This is a genomic window from Nocardia sp. CA-290969 (assembly GCF_050936135.1).
Lineage (GTDB): Bacteria > Actinomycetota > Actinomycetes > Mycobacteriales > Mycobacteriaceae > Nocardia.
This window is the reverse complement of the sequence record NZ_JBNJNJ010000001.1, coordinates 1,583,247-1,602,311: the sequence shown is the minus strand read 5'-3', so window position 1 is coordinate 1,602,311 and position 19,065 is coordinate 1,583,247. Positions and strand designations below refer to the sequence as shown.

The 19,065-nt window shown below is 67.6% G+C and carries 18 protein-coding genes; 6 read left to right on the top strand and 12 right to left on the bottom strand.

The features are described 5' to 3' along the window. Positions 1–7 precede the first annotated feature (7 nt). The 9 genes from tatC to dop all read right to left on the bottom strand — a co-directional run bounded on the left by tatC (position 8) and on the right by dop (position 8,929). Positions 8–973 (bottom strand): twin-arginine translocase subunit TatC, encoded by a 966-nt coding sequence (gene tatC, locus ACQEVO_RS07595; protein WP_432910297.1) that lies wholly within the window; start codon positions 971–973, stop codon positions 8–10. Positions 974–1,140: 167 nt separating this feature from the next. Beyond that, on the bottom strand, positions 1,141–1,395 hold the full coding sequence (gene tatA / locus ACQEVO_RS07590; protein WP_432910295.1) for a Sec-independent protein translocase subunit TatA: 255 nt from the start codon (positions 1,393–1,395) through the stop codon (positions 1,141–1,143). A 160-nt stretch (positions 1,396–1,555) separates the two neighbouring features. Further along, entirely contained in the window at positions 1,556–2,518 is a 963-nt protein-coding gene (locus ACQEVO_RS07585) for a helix-turn-helix transcriptional regulator (RefSeq protein WP_432910294.1), read from the bottom strand. Then, positions 2,515–3,510 (bottom strand): helix-turn-helix transcriptional regulator, encoded by a 996-nt coding sequence (locus ACQEVO_RS07580; protein WP_432910293.1) that lies wholly within the window; start codon positions 3,508–3,510, stop codon positions 2,515–2,517. Before ACQEVO_RS07580 ends, ACQEVO_RS07585 begins: the two co-directional genes overlap by 4 nt. Before the next feature lie 78 nt (positions 3,511–3,588). Continuing rightward, entirely contained in the window at positions 3,589–4,947 is a 1,359-nt protein-coding gene (pafA, locus tag ACQEVO_RS07575) for a Pup--protein ligase (protein ID WP_280424632.1), read from the bottom strand. 493 nt (positions 4,948–5,440) lie between these two features. Continuing rightward, on the bottom strand, positions 5,441–6,202 hold the full coding sequence (gene prcA, locus ACQEVO_RS07570) for a proteasome subunit alpha (RefSeq protein WP_432910291.1): 762 nt from the start codon (positions 6,200–6,202) through the stop codon (positions 5,441–5,443). Further along, the gene (gene prcB, locus ACQEVO_RS07565; protein WP_432910288.1) at positions 6,199–7,071 is read right to left on the bottom strand and encodes a proteasome subunit beta; all 873 of its coding nucleotides are present in this window, start codon (positions 7,069–7,071) and stop codon (positions 6,199–6,201) included. Before prcB ends, prcA begins: the two co-directional genes overlap by 4 nt. Next, positions 7,068–7,262 carry a ubiquitin-like protein Pup gene (locus ACQEVO_RS07560; protein ID WP_030521323.1) on the bottom strand — a complete coding sequence of 65 codons (195 nt, stop codon included), beginning with the start codon at positions 7,260–7,262 and terminating at the stop codon, positions 7,068–7,070. Before ACQEVO_RS07560 ends, prcB begins: the two co-directional genes overlap by 4 nt. 167 nt (positions 7,263–7,429) lie before the next feature. Beyond that, positions 7,430–8,929: a depupylase/deamidase Dop gene (gene dop, locus ACQEVO_RS07555; RefSeq protein ID WP_432910285.1), complete on the bottom strand. Its 1,500-nt coding sequence runs from the start codon at positions 8,927–8,929 to the stop codon at positions 7,430–7,432. A 150-nt stretch (positions 8,930–9,079) separates the two neighbouring features. Between dop and ACQEVO_RS07550 the strand changes: the two genes are divergently transcribed. From ACQEVO_RS07550 to ACQEVO_RS07525, 6 genes are all read left to right on the top strand, one after another. Beyond that, complete coding sequence (locus ACQEVO_RS07550) at positions 9,080–10,252, top strand: DUF418 domain-containing protein (protein ID WP_432922453.1); 1,173 nt, start codon at positions 9,080–9,082, stop codon at positions 10,250–10,252. 101 nt (positions 10,253–10,353) lie between these two features. Continuing rightward, positions 10,354–10,959, top strand: coding sequence for a TetR family transcriptional regulator (locus ACQEVO_RS07545; protein WP_432910284.1), 606 nt, complete (start codon positions 10,354–10,356; stop codon positions 10,957–10,959). A 121-nt stretch (positions 10,960–11,080) separates the two neighbouring features. Further along, positions 11,081–12,670 (top strand): FAD-dependent monooxygenase, encoded by a 1,590-nt coding sequence (locus ACQEVO_RS07540; protein WP_432910283.1) that lies wholly within the window; start codon positions 11,081–11,083, stop codon positions 12,668–12,670. A 255-nt stretch (positions 12,671–12,925) separates the two neighbouring features. Beyond that, entirely contained in the window at positions 12,926–14,263 is a 1,338-nt protein-coding gene (locus ACQEVO_RS07535) for a DUF3533 domain-containing protein (RefSeq protein WP_432910280.1), read from the top strand. A gap of 130 nt (positions 14,264–14,393) precedes the next feature. Beyond that, positions 14,394–15,317, top strand: a complete 924-nt coding sequence (locus tag ACQEVO_RS07530; protein WP_432910278.1) for a helix-turn-helix domain-containing protein — start codon at positions 14,394–14,396, stop codon at positions 15,315–15,317. A 1-nt stretch (position 15,318) separates the two neighbouring features. Further along, positions 15,319–15,876 (top strand): dihydrofolate reductase family protein, encoded by a 558-nt coding sequence (locus ACQEVO_RS07525; RefSeq protein ID WP_432910276.1) that lies wholly within the window; start codon positions 15,319–15,321, stop codon positions 15,874–15,876. Between the two features lie 35 nt (positions 15,877–15,911). Here ACQEVO_RS07525 and ACQEVO_RS07520 read toward each other — a convergent pair whose 3' ends face one another. The 3 genes from ACQEVO_RS07520 to arc form a co-directional block, all read right to left on the bottom strand. Then, positions 15,912–16,589 carry a TIGR00266 family protein gene (locus ACQEVO_RS07520; protein ID WP_432910275.1) on the bottom strand — a complete coding sequence of 226 codons (678 nt, stop codon included), beginning with the start codon at positions 16,587–16,589 and terminating at the stop codon, positions 15,912–15,914. A gap of 185 nt (positions 16,590–16,774) precedes the next feature. Then, entirely contained in the window at positions 16,775–17,143 is a 369-nt protein-coding gene (locus tag ACQEVO_RS07515; RefSeq protein WP_432910273.1) for an arsenate reductase family protein, read from the bottom strand. Positions 17,144–17,256: 113 nt separating this feature from the next. Beyond that, the gene (gene arc / locus ACQEVO_RS07510; RefSeq protein ID WP_432910270.1) at positions 17,257–19,017 is read right to left on the bottom strand and encodes a proteasome ATPase; all 1,761 of its coding nucleotides are present in this window, start codon (positions 19,015–19,017) and stop codon (positions 17,257–17,259) included. Positions 19,018–19,065: the final 48 nt, after the last annotated feature.

Here is a 19,065-nt window from a genome sequence, read left to right as displayed (position 1 = left end):
CACAGCCTCAGAGCGTGTCCGAATAGTCCGCCGCGGAATCGGCGGTGCGGGGTGCACGTATCGGGTCCGCCGCGGTGATCGGGGCAGCCGGATCCACCGGAGCCGGTGCCCCGATCTGCGAGGCATGCTCGTCGTCGACGGCACCCATTTCCTGTTCGGCGCGTTTGGCCCGGCGTTTGTCGTTGATCCGGGCGAACTGCACCGCCACCTCGAACAGCACGGTGAGCGCCAGCGCCAGCGCCAGCATCGAGAACGGGTCCTGCGGTGTCACGACGGCCGCGAAGACGAACAGGCCGAAGATGATGCCGCGCCGCCAGGCCTTCAACCGTTCGTAGGTGAGGATTCCGAGCAGGTTGAGGCCGATGATCAGCAGCGGTGTCTCGAAACTGACTCCGAAGATGATCAGCAGCTGAATGATGAAACTGAAGTACTGCGAACCGCTCAGCGCGGTGATCTGCACATTGTCGCCGATGCTGAGCAGGAAGCTCAGGGCATGCGCGATAACCCAGTAGGCGAGGATCGCGCCGACCACGAACAGCACCGAACCCGAGGTCACGAAACCGACCGCGTATCTGCGTTCCTTCGGGTACAGGCCCGGGGTGATGAACGCCCACAGCTGATACAGCCAGACCGGGCAGGCCATGACCACCCCGGCCGTCATACCGACCTTCAACCGCAGCATGAACTGTTCGAACGGCGCGGTCGCCAGCAGCCGGCACTCCCCGTCCGGGGACAACGAGGCCCGCGCCGAATCGGGAAGGTCGCAGTAGGGCCCGCGCAGGATCTCGCCGAGGCTCTCCAGACCGAGGAACGAATGCGCGTACCACAGGAAGCCCACGATCGTCGTGACGACAATGGCCGCCAGCGAGATCAGCAGCCGGGTGCGCAGCTCCCGCAGATGCTCGACCAGTGACATCGTGCCGTCGGGATTCGTGCGCCGTTTGCTGCGCCGGGGGTCGAACGGAATTCGCATAGGTATGGTTGCCCTCGTATCAGCGAGCCTCGCTCCGCACGGCCTGCGACACCGGACCCGCCCCCGCGTTCACCGCACGGCAGAGAAGCCGGTGCCCGGTCGGCAGCGCCGGGTGGACAGCCGTCGTCACCGGGCCGGGCAGGTACCCGAGCCCGCGGAGAGCGGCCTCAGAGCGTTTTCGACTCGCTCCGGGTCTCGGTGGCCGGGGTGGTGGTCTCCCGGCCCGCCGGCAGTTCCGGAGCGGGTGCGGCGGCAGGGGTGTTCCCGGACTTACCGTCGTTGTGCATCTCGCTCACCTCGCTCTTGAAGATCCGCAGCGAACGGCCGAGCCCGCGGGCCGCTTCGGGCATCCGCTTGGCGCCGAAGAACACCACGAACACCGCCGCGACGATCACCCAGTGCCAGATGCTCATAGAGCCCATTGTGGTTACCTCCCAAAACTGTGGTCTTTCCGATGCTACCTGCCGTAATGGCGGCGCCGAACCCGAGCGGGGCACTCACAGCCACGTCACACCTGTTTCCCGGCGAATGTTCACCCGCGCGCCGCCTCCGCGGCAGATATCCCGGCGCCGCCGCGACGAGCTAGTCGTCCAACCCGGCGCCCTGATAAGCCGCCAGTGCGGCTTCCGACCGGTCCCGGACCGCCGCCACCAGCTCCGGCGGGCCCAGCACGGTGACCCCGGAGCCGAATCCGAGCACCAGCCGCGCCATCCAATCGAGGGTGGCGAAACGCATCGTGGCCTCCAGGCTGCCGTCCGCATGCACCGCCGTCCGGTGCATCGGGTACTGGTCGAGTACCCAGCCGTAATCGGCCGCGATCAGCAGCCGGGCCAGTGGCACCGCGGGATCGTCCTGGAACAGATCCAGCCCCGCATCGCCGGCCCGCGCCTCCTGCGGCGGGCGGGACGGTTCACCGAGTTCCTCCGCGGATTCGATCCGGTCGAACCGGAACAGCCGCACGCCCTCGGCCTCCCGGCACCACGCCTGCAGATAACTGTTGTCGTCCACCGCCACGATGCGGATGGGGTCCACCACCCGGGTCGAGACCACATCACGGCTGGCCGAGTAGTACTCCAGGCGCACTGCCCGGCTCGCCGCGACCGCGGAACGGACCGTGGTGACGGCGGGCGCTTCGGCCGGCGGGCCGGCCGCCGGGGCGGCGGGCGCACCACCGGAGATGGCGGCCTCGAGCTTGGCGATCGCCGAATGCGCGGCCGTCGGGTCCACCATGCCCGGCAGGTCCACGATCGACCGCAGCGCCACCAGCACGGCGGTGGCCTCGATCGACGTCAGCCGCAGCGGGCGTTCGATCCCGGCGGTGAAGGTGACCTGCACGCTCTCCTCCGAGAACGACAGGTCGATCAGATCGCCCGGCCCGTAGCCCGGCAGCCCGCACATCCACAGCTGGTTCAGATCGGCCATGAGCTGTTTGGTGGTGACACCCAGATCCGCGGCCGCCTCCGCGGCACTGATACCGGGATTGGCGACGAAATACGGGACCATGTTCAGCAGGCGCGACAGTCGCGCGGACAAACGGGTACTCACAGCGGCACCCCGGTCCGATCGAAAACCGACCGTAGCCGTGCCACCACATCGGCGCGTAGCTCCGCGGGTTCGAGTACCAGCGCGTCCGGGCCCAGCCCGGTGATCAGGCGGGCCAGCCATTGCTGCGACCGGATCGGCACCTCCAGCACGCTGCCGGGCCGGCCCCCGAAGCTCCGGGTCCCGACCACATCACCGATGCGGCGCAGGTCGCGACCCCGGCCCTGCGCCACCCACACCGTCGCCGATCCGGTGACGGGTGCGGTGCCGGTGACATTCGCGACGATCTGGCGCAGATCGGTGCCCGCCGGCGGGCGCACCGCATTGCGCGGGCCGTACGGGGTGATCTCGTCGCCGATCCGGGAGAGCCGGAAGGTCCGGACGGCATCGCGGTCGCGGTCGTGGCCCACCAGATACCACCGGCCACGCAGTGTCACCACGCCCCACGGCTCCACATCACGCATCAGGAACGGCGCATTGCTGGCCCCGCGATGTTCGAACCGCACCGCCTGCCCCGCGTCGATGGCGGCCAGCAGCTTGCCCAGCACCGGTTCGGACCCCCGCGTCCGCGCCGGTACGGCAGGTATGGCGGCGAACGCGGTATCGGTTTCCACATGGATCCCGGCGGCCCGCAACTTCAGCAGGGCACCCGCGGCCGCCGACGCGAGCTCGGGTGATTCCCACATCTGCAACGCGACCGCGACCGCCGCCGATTCTTCGCTGGTCAGGTCGATATCGGGGAGTTCGTAGGCATCCCGGTTGATGCGGTAGCCCTCCACCGTGGAGAACCGGCCCGAGGCACCCACCTCCAGCGGGATGCCGAGATCGCGGAGCTCGTTCTTGTCCCGCTCGAACATCCGGCTGAACGCCTCGTCGCTGGCGCACTCCTCGTACCCCGCGACGCTTTCCCGGATCCGCTCCGCAGTCAGGAACTGCCGGGTCGACAGTAGCGCGATGACCAGATTCATCAGGCGCTCGACCTTGGATATCGCCACCCGACACAGCGTAATGGAGTCTTCGGCTCCACGGCCCGCGACGGCGCCATAAACCGCGCGCCGCCGGGCGCCGCTACCTCACATCGAGGCGATCAGGCGGTCCACTCGTTCGTCGACCGAACGGAACGGGTCCTTGCACAGCACCGTGCGCTGGGCTTGGTCGTTCAACTTGAGATGCACCCAGTCGACCGTGAAATCCCGGCCCGCGGCCTGCGCGGCGGTGATGAAATCACCGCGGAGTTTCGCGCGGGTGGTCTGCGGCGGGGTGTCGACGGCGGCATCGACCGCGTCGTCCTCGGTGATCCGTTTGGCCAGGCCCTTGCGCTGCAGCAGGTCGAACACACCGCGACCGCGTTTGATGTCGTGGTAGGCCAGATCCAGCTGGGCGATCTTCGGGTCGGACAGTTCCATCCCGTACCGCTCCTGATAGCGCTGGAACAGTTTGCGCTTGATCACCCAGTCGATCTCGGTGTCGACCTTGGCGAAATCCTGCGACTCCACCGCGTCCAGCGTGCGCCCCCACAGATCCACCACCTGGTCCACCTGCGGATCCCGCTCACGGTTGCGCAGATGCTCGACGGCGCGGGCGTAGTACTCGCGCTGGATATCGAGGGCACTGGCCTGCCGGCCGCCCGCCAGGCGCACCGGCCGGCGGCCGGTGAGATCGTGGCTGACCTCGCGGATGGCCCGAATCGGATTGTCGAGCGCGAAATCGCGGAACGACACCCCGGCCTCGATCATCTCCAGTACCAGCGCGGCCGTCCCGACCTTGAGCATGGTGGTGGGTTCGGCCATATTCGAATCGCCCACGATCACATGCAGGCGCCGGTACTTCTCGGCGTCGGCATGCGGTTCGTCGCGGGTGTTGATGATCGGGCGGGAGCGGGTGGTCGCCGAGGAGACGCCCTCCCAGATGTGCTCGGCCCGCTGCGACAGGCAGTAGGTGGCCGCCTTCGGGGTCTGCAGCACCTTCCCGGCACCGCAGATCAACTGCCGGGTAACCAGGAACGGCAGCAGTACATCGGAGATCCGGGAGAACTCGCCGGCCCGTACGACCAGGAAGTTCTCATGGCAACCGTAGGAGTTGCCGGCCGAATCGGTGTTGTTCTTGAACAGGTAGATATCCCCGCCGATACCCTCCTCCGCGAGGCGCTGCTCGGCGTCGATGAGCAGTTCCTCCAGTACTCGTTCCCCGGCCCGGTCGTGGGTGACCAGCTGGACCAGGCTGTCGCATTCGGCGGTGGCGTACTCCGGATGCGAACCGACGTCGAGGTAGAGCCGGGCGCCGTTGCGGAGGAATACGTTGGAACTGCGCCCCCAGGACACCACCCGGCGGAAGAGATACCGGGCCACCTCGTCGGGGCTGAGCCTACGGTGCCCGTGGAAGGTGCACGTCACACCGAATTCGGTCTCGATCCCCATAATTCGTCGCTGCACACTATCGAGGTTACAGCGCGGAATGATTCCTGCGGGTCGGAGCGGAAAACCCGATGTATACGGCTTGGCAACGATTGGTCCGTCGATCGTTCGCCCACTGGGCACCCGGAGCCCGGGCGCGATCGGATACGGACCCGGCGAGGGCCCCGCACGAACCCGCATATGACCGTCGCAACCCACACACCGAACAGAGTTTGTGAGCCGCTCGGAACTTCGCTGACGGGAAAGCCGGCCGGGCCCCGTCAGGGGGTCGGCGGCAAACGATCGGCGCAGGCCCGCCCGCGCTGGGCGGCCCCTCGGCTCCACACGCCGAGCACGGCGCGGGCCGCGGTCGCGGCCGCGGGGACCGGACACGGCGGAAGCCGGAGACCTCCGGCTTGCCGGACCGGCCCATCCGCCGCCGGCGATCGCAATCGACAGACGGGGCCGTGCACCGTCGACGCCGGTGCACGGCCCACGAAAAGCACCTCGCCCCGTGGCCGGGGCCGGCCACTCAGTCCGGGTTTCCGCCGGTCTCCCGCTCGTCGGAACCGGCTCCGCCCACAGATCCCGACGAGCCCAGCAGCTCTTCGAGCGCGGGGCGGCCGATCCGGCGGAACGCGCGGCGGGGGCGGGCCCGCTCCAGGGTCGCGACTTCCAGCGAACCGAAGCCCAGCGTCCGTTTCTCCTTGTCCGTGCCCTCGGTCGCCTGCAGGGCCTCCACCGCGACCCGGATGGCTCCCGTGAGATCCAGACCCGGCCGGTAGGACTCCTTCAGCGCCGCGACGATCGGCTCGGTGGTACCGCCCATCACCACGTATTCGCGCTCGTCGACGATCGAACCGTCGAAGGTGATCCGGTAGAGCACCGATTCCGGTTCCTGCTCGGGGTAGCTCACCTCGGCGACGCAGATCTCCACCTCGTAGGGCTTGAGCTGATCGGTGAAGATCGATCCGAGGGCCTGTGCGTAGGCGTTGGCCAGGGCGCGGCCGCTGACATCGCGGCGGTCGTACTGGTAGCCCCGCAGATCGGCCTGCAGGATCCCGGCGCGGCGCAGGCTTTCGAATTCGTTGTACTTGCCGACGGCGGCGAATCCGGTGCGGTCGTACAGCTCACTGACCTTGTGCAGCGTGGCCGACGGGTTCTCCGCGACGAAGACGATGCCCTCGTCGTAGGCGAGTACGACAACACTGCGGCCGCGGCCGATACCTTTGCGCGCAAGTTCGGTCTTGTCGCGCATGATCTGTTCGGCGGACGCATACAGCGGCAGGGTCATGCCCGTGCGCTCCCTTCCTCGGCGGCCTCGCGGTCGGCGGCGATACCGCGGGCGATCTCCTCCAGCCGGGATTCGGCCACCTCGACCGCGCCGTCGGCATCGATGAGGATCGCCGTGGGATAGATTCCGCGCAGCAGATCGGGCCCGCCGGTGGCGGTGTCGTCATCGGCGGCATCCACCAGGGATTCGATCGCGATCCGCAATGCCCGATCGGCGTCGATCCCCTTGTTGTACAGCTTCTTCAACGAGGTGCGGGCGAACATGGAGCCGGAGCCCACGGCGGTGAAACCGAAGCGCTCCTCGCTGCGCCCACCCACCACGTCGTAGGAGACGATGCGCCCGGCCCGGTCCGGATCCGTGGCCTGCTGATCGAAACCGACCAGCAGTGGCACCACGGCCAGCCCCTGCATGGCGGCCGGCAAGTTGTCGCGCACCATCTTCGAGAGCTTGTTGGCCTTACCGTCGAAGGTGAGCGAAACACCCTCGATCTTCTCGTAGTGCTCGAGCTCCACCGCGAACAAGCGCACCAGTTCGATGGCCATGCCCACGGTCCCGGCGATACCGGTCGCCGAGAAGGTATCGGTGATATGGACCTTCTCCACATCGCGGCCCGCCAGCAGGTTGCCCTGGGTGGAGCGCCGGTCGCCGGCGATCAGGACCCCGCCGCGATAGGACACCGCGACCACGGTCGTCCCGTGCGGCGCGATATCCCCCGCGGCACCGCCGCCGGGATTTCCGGCGGCGGTGGGCTGGCTCAGTGCGTCGAATCTGTTGTTCGGCAACAGGTCCGGCGCGTTCTGGCGCAGATGTTCGGAAAAGGATGACAGGGCGTACCCCAGATGGAGACGCGAGGGGTCACCTGCGGTCACTGGCCACCTTTCTGCACGTAGGCGCGAACGAAGTCTTCGGCGTTCTCTTCGAGCACATCGTCGATCTCGTCGAGCAGGTCGTCGGTGTCCTCCGCCAGCTTCTCGCGCCGTTCCTGACCGGCGGCGTCTACGCCGTCGACGCCTTCGTCGTCATCGCCGCCCCCGGCGCGTTTGGTCTGCTCTTGTGCCATCGCAGCCGACCTCCTCTGTTTCCACCGACCGGGCGCTGGTGCGCACCGGACGAATCGTGAGCAGCCTCGTGTGCTCGTCCTTCAACACTACCCAGCCGGGCCGACACGTAGTCGGATTACGTCCCACCTTCGCCGCCCGAACCCCGCGCACCGGCCGTGCGGGGTACTCAGGCGGTGAGCTTTTGCACCAGGTCAGCCGCGGTATCCACACCGTCGAGGAGCTCACCCACATGCGCTTTGGTCCCGCGCCGGGGTTCGAGCGTGGGGATGCGGACGAGGGAGTCGCCACCCAGATCGAAGATCACCGAGTCCCAGCTCGCGGCCGCGATATCGGCGCCGAACCGGCGCAGGCATTCGCCGCGGAAATAGGCCCGGGTATCGGTGGGCGGCTTGGTCATCGCATCCAGTACCTGCTGCTCGGTGACCAGCCGTTTCATCGAGCCGCGCGCCACGAGCCGGTTGTAGAGGCCCTTGTCCAGGCGTACATCGGAATACTGCAGATCCATCAGATGCAGTTTCGGTGCGGCCCAGCCCAGCCCTTCCCGGCTGCGCATCCCCTCCAGCAGGCGGAGTTTGGCGGGCCAGTCGAGCAGATCGGCGCATTCCATCGGGTCGCGTTCGAGTCTGTCCAGGATCATCGACCAGTTGTCGAGAACATCCCGTACGCGTGCGTCGTCGTTGCCCTGGACCTCGACGAACTTGGCGACGCGTTCGTGATAGAGGCGCTGGATCTCGAGGCCGGTGAGCTCGCGGCCGTCGGCCAGCGCGACCTTCGCCCGCAGGGTGGGATCGTGGCTGAGGGTGTGCACCGCCGTAACCGGGCGGGCCAGCTGCATATCGGACAGGTCGGCGCCCGATTCGATGAGGTCGAGCACGAGCGCGGTGGTGCCGACCTTCAGATAGGTCGACATCTCGGCCAGGTTCGCGTCGCCGATGATGACATGCAACCGGCGGTATTTGTCGGCGTCGGCGTGCGGTTCGTCGCGGGTGTTGATGATGCCGCGTTTGAGGGTGGTCTCCAGACCCACCTCGACCTCGATGTAATCCGAGCGCTGGGACAACTGGAACCCGGGGTTGTCCCCGGACTGCCCGATCCCGACCCGCCCCGACCCGCAGATCACCTGGCGGGAGACGAAGAACGGGGTGAGCCCGAGAATGACCGCGTTGAACGGAGTCTCCCGGCTCATCAGATAGTTCTCGTGGGTGCCGTAGGAGGCGCCCTTACCGTCGACATTGTTCTTGTACAACTGCATCCGGGGCGCGCCGGGGACGCTGGAGGCGTGCCGGGCGGCGGCTTCCATCACTCGTTCCCCGGCCTTGTCCCAGATCACCGCGTCCATCGGGTCGGTGACCTCGGGGGCGGAATATTCGGGATGGGCGTGGTCGACGTAGAGCCGGGCACCGTTGGTCAGGATCATATTGGCCGCACCGACCTCGTCGGCGTCGATCACCGGCGCGGGGCCGTTCATCCGGCTCAGATCGAAACCGCGGGCATCGCGCAGCGGTGATTCCACCTCGTAGTCCCACCGGGTGCGCTTGGCGCGGGGCACCCCCTCGGCCGCGGCGTATGCCAGTACCGCCTGGGTAGAGGTGAGGATCGGGTTGGCCGACGGTTCGGTAGGCGTGGATATCCCGTACTCGACCTCGATACCGATGATGCGCTGCATGGCTTCGAGCGTAGGCGACAATCCGTATTCGGCACGCGATCGGCGCCCGGGCCGCTCACCGAATCATCCCCCGGGTCGTACTTCCGGCGGATGACCACTGCCGCCCGCCGCCCGCATGCTCGGGATATGACCAGTACCGCAGCCGATTCCGTGCCGGCCGGTTCACCGCCCCGCCCCACCCGGCTGGTGGCGCTGGACGTGCTGCGCGGAATCGCCATTCTCGGCACCCTCGGCACCAATATCTGGATACTCACCGACCCGGAGGGCATGGTCGGTTACCTGAACCGGCTCGTCACCGCACCCGAGGACGGCTGGATGTGGGCGGAGAAGGTGCTCCAGCAGCTCGCCCAGGGGAAGTTCCTGGGGCTGCTGACCGTCATGTTCGGTATCGGCCTGGCCGTCCAGCAGGCCTCGGCCCACCGCGGCGGCCGGCGCTGGCCCGGTGGATACCCGTGGCGGGCGGCGCTGCTGTTCGTCGACGGCCTGCTCAATTTCCTGCTGATCGCCGAGTTCGACGTGCTCATGGGATACGCGGTGACCGCCCTGATCGTGGCGTTCCTGCTCGGCCGCAGTCCACGGGCGCAGGGCCGCTGGCTGTTCGGCATGCTGTGCCTGCACCTCACGATGATCGGGGTCTATGCCCTGAGCCTCGTGACGGCGGGGTCCGGCAACGGGTCCGCGAGCCGGCCGCTGTCACCCAACCCGTATGCCGACGGGTCGTTCTGGGATCTGGTGCTGTTCCGGCTCGAGAACGCCGGACTGTTCCGGTTCGAACCGATCCTCATCCTGCCGCTGTCGATCGCGTTGTTCCTGGCCGGCGCCCGGCTCTTCCATGCGGGCGTATTCGCACCGGCCGGCGCCCGGCTGCGCCGGCGGTTGCTGGTCGCCGGTTTCGGTATCGCCGCGCCGACCGACCTGTTGCTCGGCGTCTTCGGCGGCGGCGATTGGGTCCTGGTGACCCGTTACGCGATCGCGCCACTGGTCTCGCTGGCGATCCTCGCCCTGGTCGCCGAGTTCTACCTGCGCCGGCCCCGGACAGGTTTCGCCGGCCGCCGACTGTCGGAGATCGGCCGGACCGCGCTCAGCTGCTACATCCTGCAGAACCTGGTCGCGTCGATCATCTGCTACGGCTGGGGCTTCGGGCTGGCCGCATGGTTCGCTCCGGATGCCCGGGTCCCGTTCACCGTCGCGACCTATCTGGTGGTGGTCGCAGTGATCGCGGTATTCGCGCACTGCTGGCTGCGCCGCTTCGAGCGAGGACCGGTGGAATGGCTGTGGCACACCAGCTACCGGCGCCTCGTCCGCGCCCGGCCGGACGCTTGACCTGGCCGCCCTCCGGCCGGTGGGCGGGCATCACCGCCCTACCCAAAACTTTCCCATTGAGCAATATTGCCTATCGGGCAACTTTATGACACCCTGGAGCCATGACCGAACCGAACCTCGGACTCCGGGAACGCAAGAAACGCGACACCCGCAAGGCGCTCAGCGACGCCGCGCTCGAGCTGATGTTCGAGCGCGGCCTCGACAACGTGGTCCGCGAGGACATCGCCGAACGCGCCGGGGTCTCGGTGCGGACGTTCAACAACTACTTCGCCGGGAAATACGAGGCCCTCGCCTATCGGCATATCGAACGACTCCGCCGCAGCGCCGGACTCCTGCTCACCCGGCCGGCCGGCGAGCCACTGTGGACCGCGCTCACCGAAGCCCTCATCGAACCACTGCGCGAGGACGGCGCCGGCGGTCCGCCCACCCCGGCCATGCTCGCCGAAACCCGCAAACTCCAGGCGGCTCCCGAAATGCAGGCCGCCGCGGCGAAAGCGATCGGCGACGATCTCGTGGTCGCGATCGCCCAGCGCACCGGTACCGCGCCCACCGACCTGTATCCGAAGCTGGTGGCGGCCGGTGTCCACGCCGTGTACCTGGTCGCGCTCGACGCCTATTCCCATTCCGATCCGCCCGAACCGGTCACGACCGTATTGCGCGACGCCCTGACGCAACTGTTCCAGGGATTCCCCACGCCGAACCACTAGATCCTCGCCCGTCCACGAATTCCCGACGTCTACGAGCCGTAGGCGGGCCGCCGCCTGCCCGCAGCACGCGGCGCCTGGTGCCCGGAACCACGAAAACCCGAACCGAAAAGGTTGTCCCAGCATGTCCGAAAACAGACTTCAGGAAACCGAGCACGATGTGCTCATCGCCGGCGCCGGTCCCAACGGGCTGATGCTCGCCTGCGAACTCGCCCTCGGCGGGATCCGCCCGGTCGTCGTCGACCCACTGCCCGGGCCGAGCGACGAACCCAAGGCCAACGGGCTCGTGGGCCAGGTGGTGCGACTGCTCGATATGCGCGGACTGTATCCGGGGTTCGCCGCGGAACTCGAGCGCCTCGGCTTTCCCGCCGAGCCCGCACATCCGGAGCCCGCGCCCCGCTACATCTTCGCCGGTATGGCGTTGGAACTCGCGGAGGTACCGGAGAATCCGCTGTACGGCCTGCCCGTTCCGCAGCCGGTGCTGGTGCGTCTGCTCGCCGACCGCGCCCGCGAACTCGGCGTGGAGGTGCGCTGGGGACACCGCCTCGACGATTTCACCGAATCCGGCGAGACGGTCGTCGCGACGGTGACCCACTCCGGTGGCAGCTATCGAGCGGCCACCCGGATCCTGGTCGCCGCGGACGGCGGCCGGAGCGCGGTGCGCAAGAAGCTCGGCATCGGGTTCTCCGGCGTCACCACAGGCGACCGCATCAGCCGGCTCGGTCACGCCGAGATCCCGGCCGAACTCCGCACACCCGACGGGGGTCTCGAGATCCCGGGCGCCGGCAGTTTCCACTTCGGGCACAACCGGATCGAGAGCGGCGGCATGTTCGTATTCGCCGAACTGATTCCCGGTAAACCGCTGGTGAGCGTGCTGGAATACGATGCCGCGCCGGTCGCGCCGGATACCCCGATGACCTTCGGCGAACTGCGGGACAGTGTCCGCCGCGTACTCGGCGCCGAGCTGCCGATGCAACCGCCGGCCGGACCCGGACCGCATGCGCTGCGACGCATCGTCGACCAGAACACCCGGCTGGCCGACCGGTACCGGAAGGGCCGGGTCCTGCTGCTCGGCGATGCCGCCCACGTCCATTCGGCGATCGGCGGGCCCGGGTTGAACCTCGGCCTCCAGGACGCGATCAACCTGGGCTGGAAACTGGCCGCTTATCTGCGGGGTACGGCGCCCGCGGGCCTGCTCGACACCTACGAAAGCGAACGGCGACCGGTAGCGGAACGGGTCATCCTGCACAGCCTGTCGCAGACCGCGCTGCTGGCGCCGGGCCCGGAGGTGACCGCGTTGCGCGAACTGTTCGCCGAGTTGCTCGGCATCCCCGAGGTCGCCGGGCATATCGGACATCTGCTCGCCGGTTCGGATGTGCGCTACGACGTCGGTGACGACCATCCCCTGTCGGGGCGGCTGGTTCCCGATCTCGCCCTGGAGACCGCGGACGGCACGCGGCGGCTCGCCGATTTCATGCACGGCGCCCGGCCGCTGCTGCTGGATCTCGGGGCCGGAATCGCCGGCACCGTGGGCAGCGGGGACGACCTCTCGATCGTCACCGCCACCACGTCCGGTACGGAGGCGACCGCCCTGCTGGTCCGGCCGGACGGCTATATCGCCTGGGCGACAGACGGTTCCACCGATACCGGCCTGCGCGCCGCCCTCGACCGATGGTTCGGCCCCGCGCGATCGGCTTGCGTGCGCGTCGGCTGAACGACGCGGCGGACAGCAAACAAGGCGCGTCGTTCCACCCGCCGAAACGGCTCATACGCATTCCCGCACGCCGTCCCCCGGCCGCGACACACCCGGCGGTCCAGTGAATTCGGGCACGAGAAAGCGAGATCGAGTTGTCCGACACACTGGGCGGCTCGGACTGTACTTGCCGCGTGACTGCCACGATGATCCTGAGCGGAAACCGACCGGCCGCAGGCCCCGTGGACGGTCGCTCGCAGCCGAAGGGAGTACGGGATGGAGCCGAACGGCACCGCCGGCGATCCGGACGCCCCGAACGCGTCCACGGTCCGGGCCGACGGGACACCGGACCGGCGCAGGACCGCGTGGCGGGTATGGCTCGGACCGATTCTGGTGATCACAGCACTGATGACGCTGCTGGCGACCATGTACCTCGGCTACGTGATCGACCCGGAGAAGAACTTGCACGACTTCCCGGTCGCGCTGGTGAACCAGGACGACGGCGATATGCGCGACGGCACCCCGATCAACATCGGCGACCAGATCACCGGCGCCCTGACCGAACGGGTTCCGGCGGACAAGATCGATCTGCGCGTCACCGGTATCGCCGAGGCGCAGCGATTGCTCGGCAACGGCGAGGTCTACGGCGCGATCGTGCTGCCCAGCGACCTGTCCAAGCGACTCTCGATCCTCGGCGCCGGGGCGGTGGTTCCCGGCGATATCGAACGCCCGGTGATCACCGTGGTCACCAATCCACGCACCGGCACCTACGCGACGCAGATCGTGCAGATCGTGGCCGACGAGGCCCTCACGCAGGTGGAGACCGAGGTCGGTAAGCAGCTGACCGCGGCGGTCGACGCCGAACTCGGCTCGGCGCCCGCCGGCGGTACCGAACTCAGCGGTGCGTCGCGCCTGATGCTGGCCGACCCGATCGAGGTCCTCACCGAGCCCTACCGGCCGCTGCCGGACGGGACGGGCCGCGGCTTGTCGGCGTTCTTCTATACCTTGCTGGTGGTACTGGCCGGGTTCACCGGGGCCATGATCGTGCACACGATGGTGGATTCGGCGCTCGGCTTCATTCCCACCGAATACGGACCGTGGTTCGTGCACCACCCCACGGCGCCGCATTCCCGGTTCCGCACGCTCCTGCTGAAATGGGGGGTGATCGCGGTGACCGCGCCGGTTGTCTCGGGCATATTCCTGGGGATCGCGAACCTGCTGGATATGCCGCTCGACCACGGTCCGGCACTGTTCCTGTTCAGCACGCTGGCGATCGTCGCCGTGGGCGTGACCGCCTTGTCGATCCTGGCGACGTTCGGCTCGGCGGGTCTGCTGATCAATCTGGTGCTGTTCATCGTCCTCGGCCTGCCCTCGGCCGGCGCGACCATCCCGCTGGAGGCCACCCCGCGGTACATGGCGTGGTTGGCGGCGTTCGAACCCATGCACCAGATCTATCTCGGTGTCCGGGCCATCCTGTACTTCGATGCCCACGGCAATCCCGGACTGGCGCGCGGGGTCTGGATGAGCCTGCTCGGCCTCGCCATCGGCTTGGTCCTCGGTGCGGTCGCCACCTTCACCTACGACCGCAAAGGGCTGGAGCGACGCAGCCGCTGAGCGGCAGAGCCACACAGCCGCTGAGCGGGAGAGCCACACAGGGCCTGAGCGGCAGAGCGACACAGCCGCTGAGCGGCGACTGCGCAAGATCGGTCAAGCGGATCCGAGGCCGTGCAGCCAGAATTTCTCCGTGACCACCCGACGTGACCGACTCCGCGAACTCCTGGACGCCGTTCTCGACGAGGACAACGCGACCCTCGGCCAGATGGCCGCCGGCGCCTTCTCCTCGCCGTTCCATTTCGCCCGGCAGTTCAGCCGCGGTACCGGCGAATCGCCGGTGAGCCTGCGGCGGCGCGTACTCCTGGAACGTGCCTGCTGGCAGCTCGGCACGGGCGATTCCGTCACCGAAGTGGCGTTCGCCGCGGGATACGACACGGTGGAGGGCTTCAGCCGGGCATTCACCCGCGCCTTCGGCCATCCCCCGAGCGCGACTCCCCCACCGACCGGCCGGGCGCCACGATGGCTGCCGGCGGCGAACGGGATACATTTCCATCCGCCCATGTCGCTGTGGGTCGAGGGGGAACCGAAGGGACGCTCCGATATGGACCCGACCGCGCTGCTGCTGCACCACGATCTCGACGACACGCGGCTCCTGCTGAAAGCGGCCACGGGCCTGAGCGAGGAGCAGTACCGGCGTCCCCGGGCCGGTGCGGGGACCGTTCTACCGTGGGACGGGCCGGAAAATTCGGTCGCCACTGTGCTCGACCATCTGATCCGGACCAAGGAATCGTGGCTCGCCTCGATCGACGGTGCCGATACACCCGACCACGGCGGCGACGATATCCCGGCGCTGTCGGCCCGTCTCGACGTAGTGGGCCCGCGCTGGCTGGACACCATCCGCGAGATCGATCGCCGCAGCGGCTGGGGCGACACCCTGATCGACGCCCTGTGCGATCCACCGGAGAGCTTCGTGCTCGGCAGCGTGATCGCCCATGTGCTCACTTATTCCGCATATCGCCGCCAGCAGGTGCGGTACTGGATCCACGACGACTCGCCCGAGGACGACACCGTCGGCTGGGGCGACCCGATCGAGTGGCTACGAAAGCGAGACTGAATTGCTCACCCCGCAGACCTCCCCCCGCACCGTGTACAACACGGCGGCCAGCCTGGACGGCTATATCGCCACCACCGATCATTCGCTCGCCTGGTTGCTGTCCCGGGAATCCGACGAATCCGGTCCTATGGGCTTCACCGAGTTCCTCGCCGGTGTCGGCGCGATCGCCATGGGCGCCAACACCTACCGATGGATACTCGACAACGAGGGCACGCAGCCCTGGCCGTACACGGTGCCCAGCTGGGTGTGCACCCACCGCGAGTTCCCGCGTCGAACCGATGCCGATATCCGTTTCACCAGCGCGGAGATCCCCGCGTTGCACAAGGAGATGACCGACGTGGCCGCCGGAAAAGATCTCTGGATCGTGGGCGGCGGTGAACTCGCGGCCACGTTCGCCGATCACGGCCTGCTGGACGAGATCATCGTCTCCATCGCCCCGGTGACCCTGGGCGCCGGTGCCCCGCTCCTGCCGCGCGAACTGGAACTGCGGATGACCGAACTGGCAGCCAACGGTGAATTCGCCTGCCTCCGTTACGCGGTGGTCCGTGGACAAAGCTGACGGTCGCGCCGGGCGGTGGGGTCGTGGTACCGGACCTAGCCGGAGGAAACCGACGCCGTCCAGGAGGCGAAGGCCCGCGGATTGCGGGTTTGCAGCAGCACCCGCCCGGGACCGGTGAAATCGAAAACCAGACCCTCGCCCGATTTCAGCGATTGCAGAGAGCGTCCCGATACCGCCCGGCGGATGGTGAACTGCATCGTGAGGTCGTAGGCCACCACATGACCGGTATCGATGCTCACCTGCTCGCCGGGCGCCAGATCGAACGTATCGATCGCACCGAAAACCCCCACGACCACCTCACCCTGCCCCTCCGCACGAAGACCGAATCCGCCTTCACCGCCGAAGAGGTTCGCAAATCCGCCCCACTGGCTTTCCACCCGAACGCCCGCCGAATTCGCGATCCAGCCGCCGCGACTGATGAAGTACGGCCGGTCCGGGGCAATGGGGAGCGCGAGCATATCGCCGGGCAGCGAGGGCGCCACATCGACCCAGCCACCGTTCGCGGGTGCGGTGAAGGTGGAGACGAAGAACGATTCGCCCGAAAGCACCGAACGTTTGAGCCCGGCCAGGATCCCGCCCTCGGCCTTGGCTTCGAGCGTCACTCCGGCCGAATGCGCCACCATGGCGCCGGTTTCGACGCGAACCGGTTCCCCGCCCGCCAGCACACAACGTGCCACGGTGGACGACGGGTTGTGCCGCAGTTCAACTTTCATGAGGCGACACTACCGCCCGCGACGGCCGGGGTACGGTGCGCGACCGCACGAACGGCCGCACCGCGGATACGCGGCCGTCCCGTCCATCGGGTCGGCCGAGCAGAACGGCGACGGCCGCGCCACGGGCCGTTCCGGTTGATCTCACGGGTGCGGGTCGGCGTTACGCTTCAGCAAACGGGGATGCCTCAATCCAGCAAACGGAGAGCATCCTCGTCACGGGCCACGACCGCGCGCCCGTCTGCGGTGAACACGATGGGACGCTGGATCAACCGGGGATGTTCGGCGAGTGCGGCGATCCAGCGCTCCCGGTCCGCGGCGGTACGACCCCAGCCGGACATACCGAGTTCCTTGGCGATGTCCTCCCCCGTGCGGGTGATCTCCCAGGGTTCGGCGCCGAGCCGGTCCAAGACGGCCCGCAACTCCTCGGCGCTGGGCGGATCGTCCAGGTACCGGCGGACCGAATACTCGGTGCCGGCGGCATCCAGATGCGCCAGCGCCGCCCGGCTCTTGGTGCAGCGGGGGTTGTGCCAGATCTCGGTTTCCGGAGTACTCATACCGCGAGCGTAACCGCCGGACACTCCCGTCGACCGGCGCGAGCACTGTTTCGCGTCACGGCGGCGGCCAAGAGCCGCGCCCCCTTGGGAGCGCGGCCCTGTTCGCGGTGCCGTTACAGGTACTGGCCGGTGTTGGATTCGGTGTCGATCGCCCGGCTCGCGCTGGCGTTCTTACCCGTGACCAGCGTGCGGATGTAGACGATCCGCTCGCCCTTCTTACCCGAGATACGGGCCCAGTCATCGGGATTCGTGGTGTTGGGCAGGTCCTCGTTCTCGGAGAACTCGTCCACGATCGAATCGTAGAGATGCTGGATCCGCAGACCCGGATTACCGGTGTCCAGAACCGCTTTGATGGCGTACTTCTTGGACCGGTCCACGATGTTCTGGATCATGGCGCCGGAGTTGAAGTCCTTGAAGTACAGAACTTCCTTGTCGCCGTTGGCGTAGGTGACCTCCAGGAAGCGGTTGTCCTCGCTCTCGGCGTACATCCGGTCCACCACCCGCTCGATCATCGCGCGGATGCAGGCCACCTTGTCGCCGTTGAACTCGGCGAGATCGTCGGCATGCAGCGGCAGATGCTCGGTGAGGTACTTGGAGAAGATGTCCTGTGCGGATTCGGCGTCCGGCCGCTCGATCTTGATCTTCACGTCCAGGCGACCGGGCCGCAGGATCGCGGGGTCGATCATATCCTCGCGGTTGGAGGCGCCGATGACGATGACGTTCTCCAGTCCTTCCACACCGTCGATTTCGCTGAGCAACTGCGGCACCACGGTGGTCTCCACATCGGAGGAGACACCGGATCCGCGGGTACGGAAGATCGAATCCATCTCGTCGAAGAACACGATCACCGGGGTGCCCTCGGACGCCTTCTCGCGGGCCCGCTGGAAGATGATCCGGATATGACGCTCGGTCTCACCGACGAACTTGTTCAGCAGCTCGGGGCCCTTGATGTTCAGGAAGTACGACTTCGCTTCCTTGGCATCCTCACCACGCGCCTCGGCGATCTTCTTCGCCAGCGAGTTGGCCACCGCTTTCGCGATCAGCGTCTTACCGCAGCCCGGCGGGCCGTAGAGCAGAACGCCCTTGGGTGGCCGCAGAGCGTACTCGCGGAACAGATCCTTGTGCAGGAACGGCAGCTCCACGGCGTCGCGGATCTGCTCGATCTGCCGGCCCAGGCCGCCGATGTCGTTGTAGCCGACATCGGGCACCTCTTCCAGCACCAGATCCTCGACCTCGGCCTTGGGGATGCGTTCGAACGCGAACCCGGCCTTGGTATCGACCAGCAGGGAATCCCCCGGCCGCAATTTGCGGATCGGGGAATCCGGATCGTCCAGATCGTCGGCTTCGGCGAGTCTCGACAGCGGACCGGACAGCCACACCACCCGTTCCTCGTCGGCATGGCCGACGACCAGGGCGCGGCGGCCGCCGTCGAGGACCTCGCGCAAGGTGCCGATCTCACCGATGGAATCGAATGTGCCCGCCTCCACGACCGTCAGTGCCTCGTTCAGCCGGACCGTCTGGCCGTAGGCGAGGGTGGACGTATCGATGTTCGGCGAGCAAGTAAGGCGCATCTTGCGGCCGGAGGTGAACACGTCGACGGTCTGATCCTCGTAGACACCGATCAGAATCCCGTAACCGCTGGGGGGCTGACCGAGCCGGTCGACCTCCTCACGCAACGCGACGAGTTGCTGCCGCGCTTCCTTCAGGGTATCCATCAGCTTGGTGTTGCGAATGGTCAGCGAATCGATACGGGCTTCCAATTCCCGTGAGCGATCCGGTGAATCGGCGAGTTGCCTCCGGAGTGCAGCCGCTTCGGCGCGTACTGCCTCGAGTTCTCTCCAGGCCGCCGAATCCGAATTCTCGATGGGGCTCATGTGCTGCTCCTCCCAGTCCCGGTCTATCAACGCTACCGGGCGCGACCC

Coding starts and splice junctions, on each gene's coding strand:
- ACQEVO_RS07545 (WP_432910284.1), top strand. CDS start 10,354: ATGACCGAACCGAACCTCGGACTCCGGGAACGCAAGAAACGCGACACC.
- tatA (WP_432910295.1), bottom strand. CDS start 1,395: ATGGGCTCTATGAGCATCTGGCACTGGGTGATCGTCGCGGCGGTGTTC.
- arc (WP_432910270.1), bottom strand. CDS start 19,017: ATGAGCCCCATCGAGAATTCGGATTCGGCGGCCTGGAGAGAACTCGAG.
- ACQEVO_RS07520 (WP_432910275.1), bottom strand. CDS start 16,589: ATGAAAGTTGAACTGCGGCACAACCCGTCGTCCACCGTGGCACGTTGT.
- prcA (WP_432910291.1), bottom strand. CDS start 6,202: ATGACCCTGCCGCTGTATGCGTCCGCCGAACAGATCATGCGCGACAAG.
- ACQEVO_RS07560 (WP_030521323.1), bottom strand. CDS start 7,262: ATGGCACAAGAGCAGACCAAACGCGCCGGGGGCGGCGATGACGACGAA.
- ACQEVO_RS07540 (WP_432910283.1), top strand. CDS start 11,081: ATGTCCGAAAACAGACTTCAGGAAACCGAGCACGATGTGCTCATCGCC.
- dop (WP_432910285.1), bottom strand. CDS start 8,929: ATGCAGCGCATCATCGGTATCGAGGTCGAGTACGGGATATCCACGCCT.
- ACQEVO_RS07515 (WP_432910273.1), bottom strand. CDS start 17,143: ATGAGTACTCCGGAAACCGAGATCTGGCACAACCCCCGCTGCACCAAG.
- tatC (WP_432910297.1), bottom strand. CDS start 973: ATGCGAATTCCGTTCGACCCCCGGCGCAGCAAACGGCGCACGAATCCC.
- ACQEVO_RS07535 (WP_432910280.1), top strand. CDS start 12,926: ATGGAGCCGAACGGCACCGCCGGCGATCCGGACGCCCCGAACGCGTCC.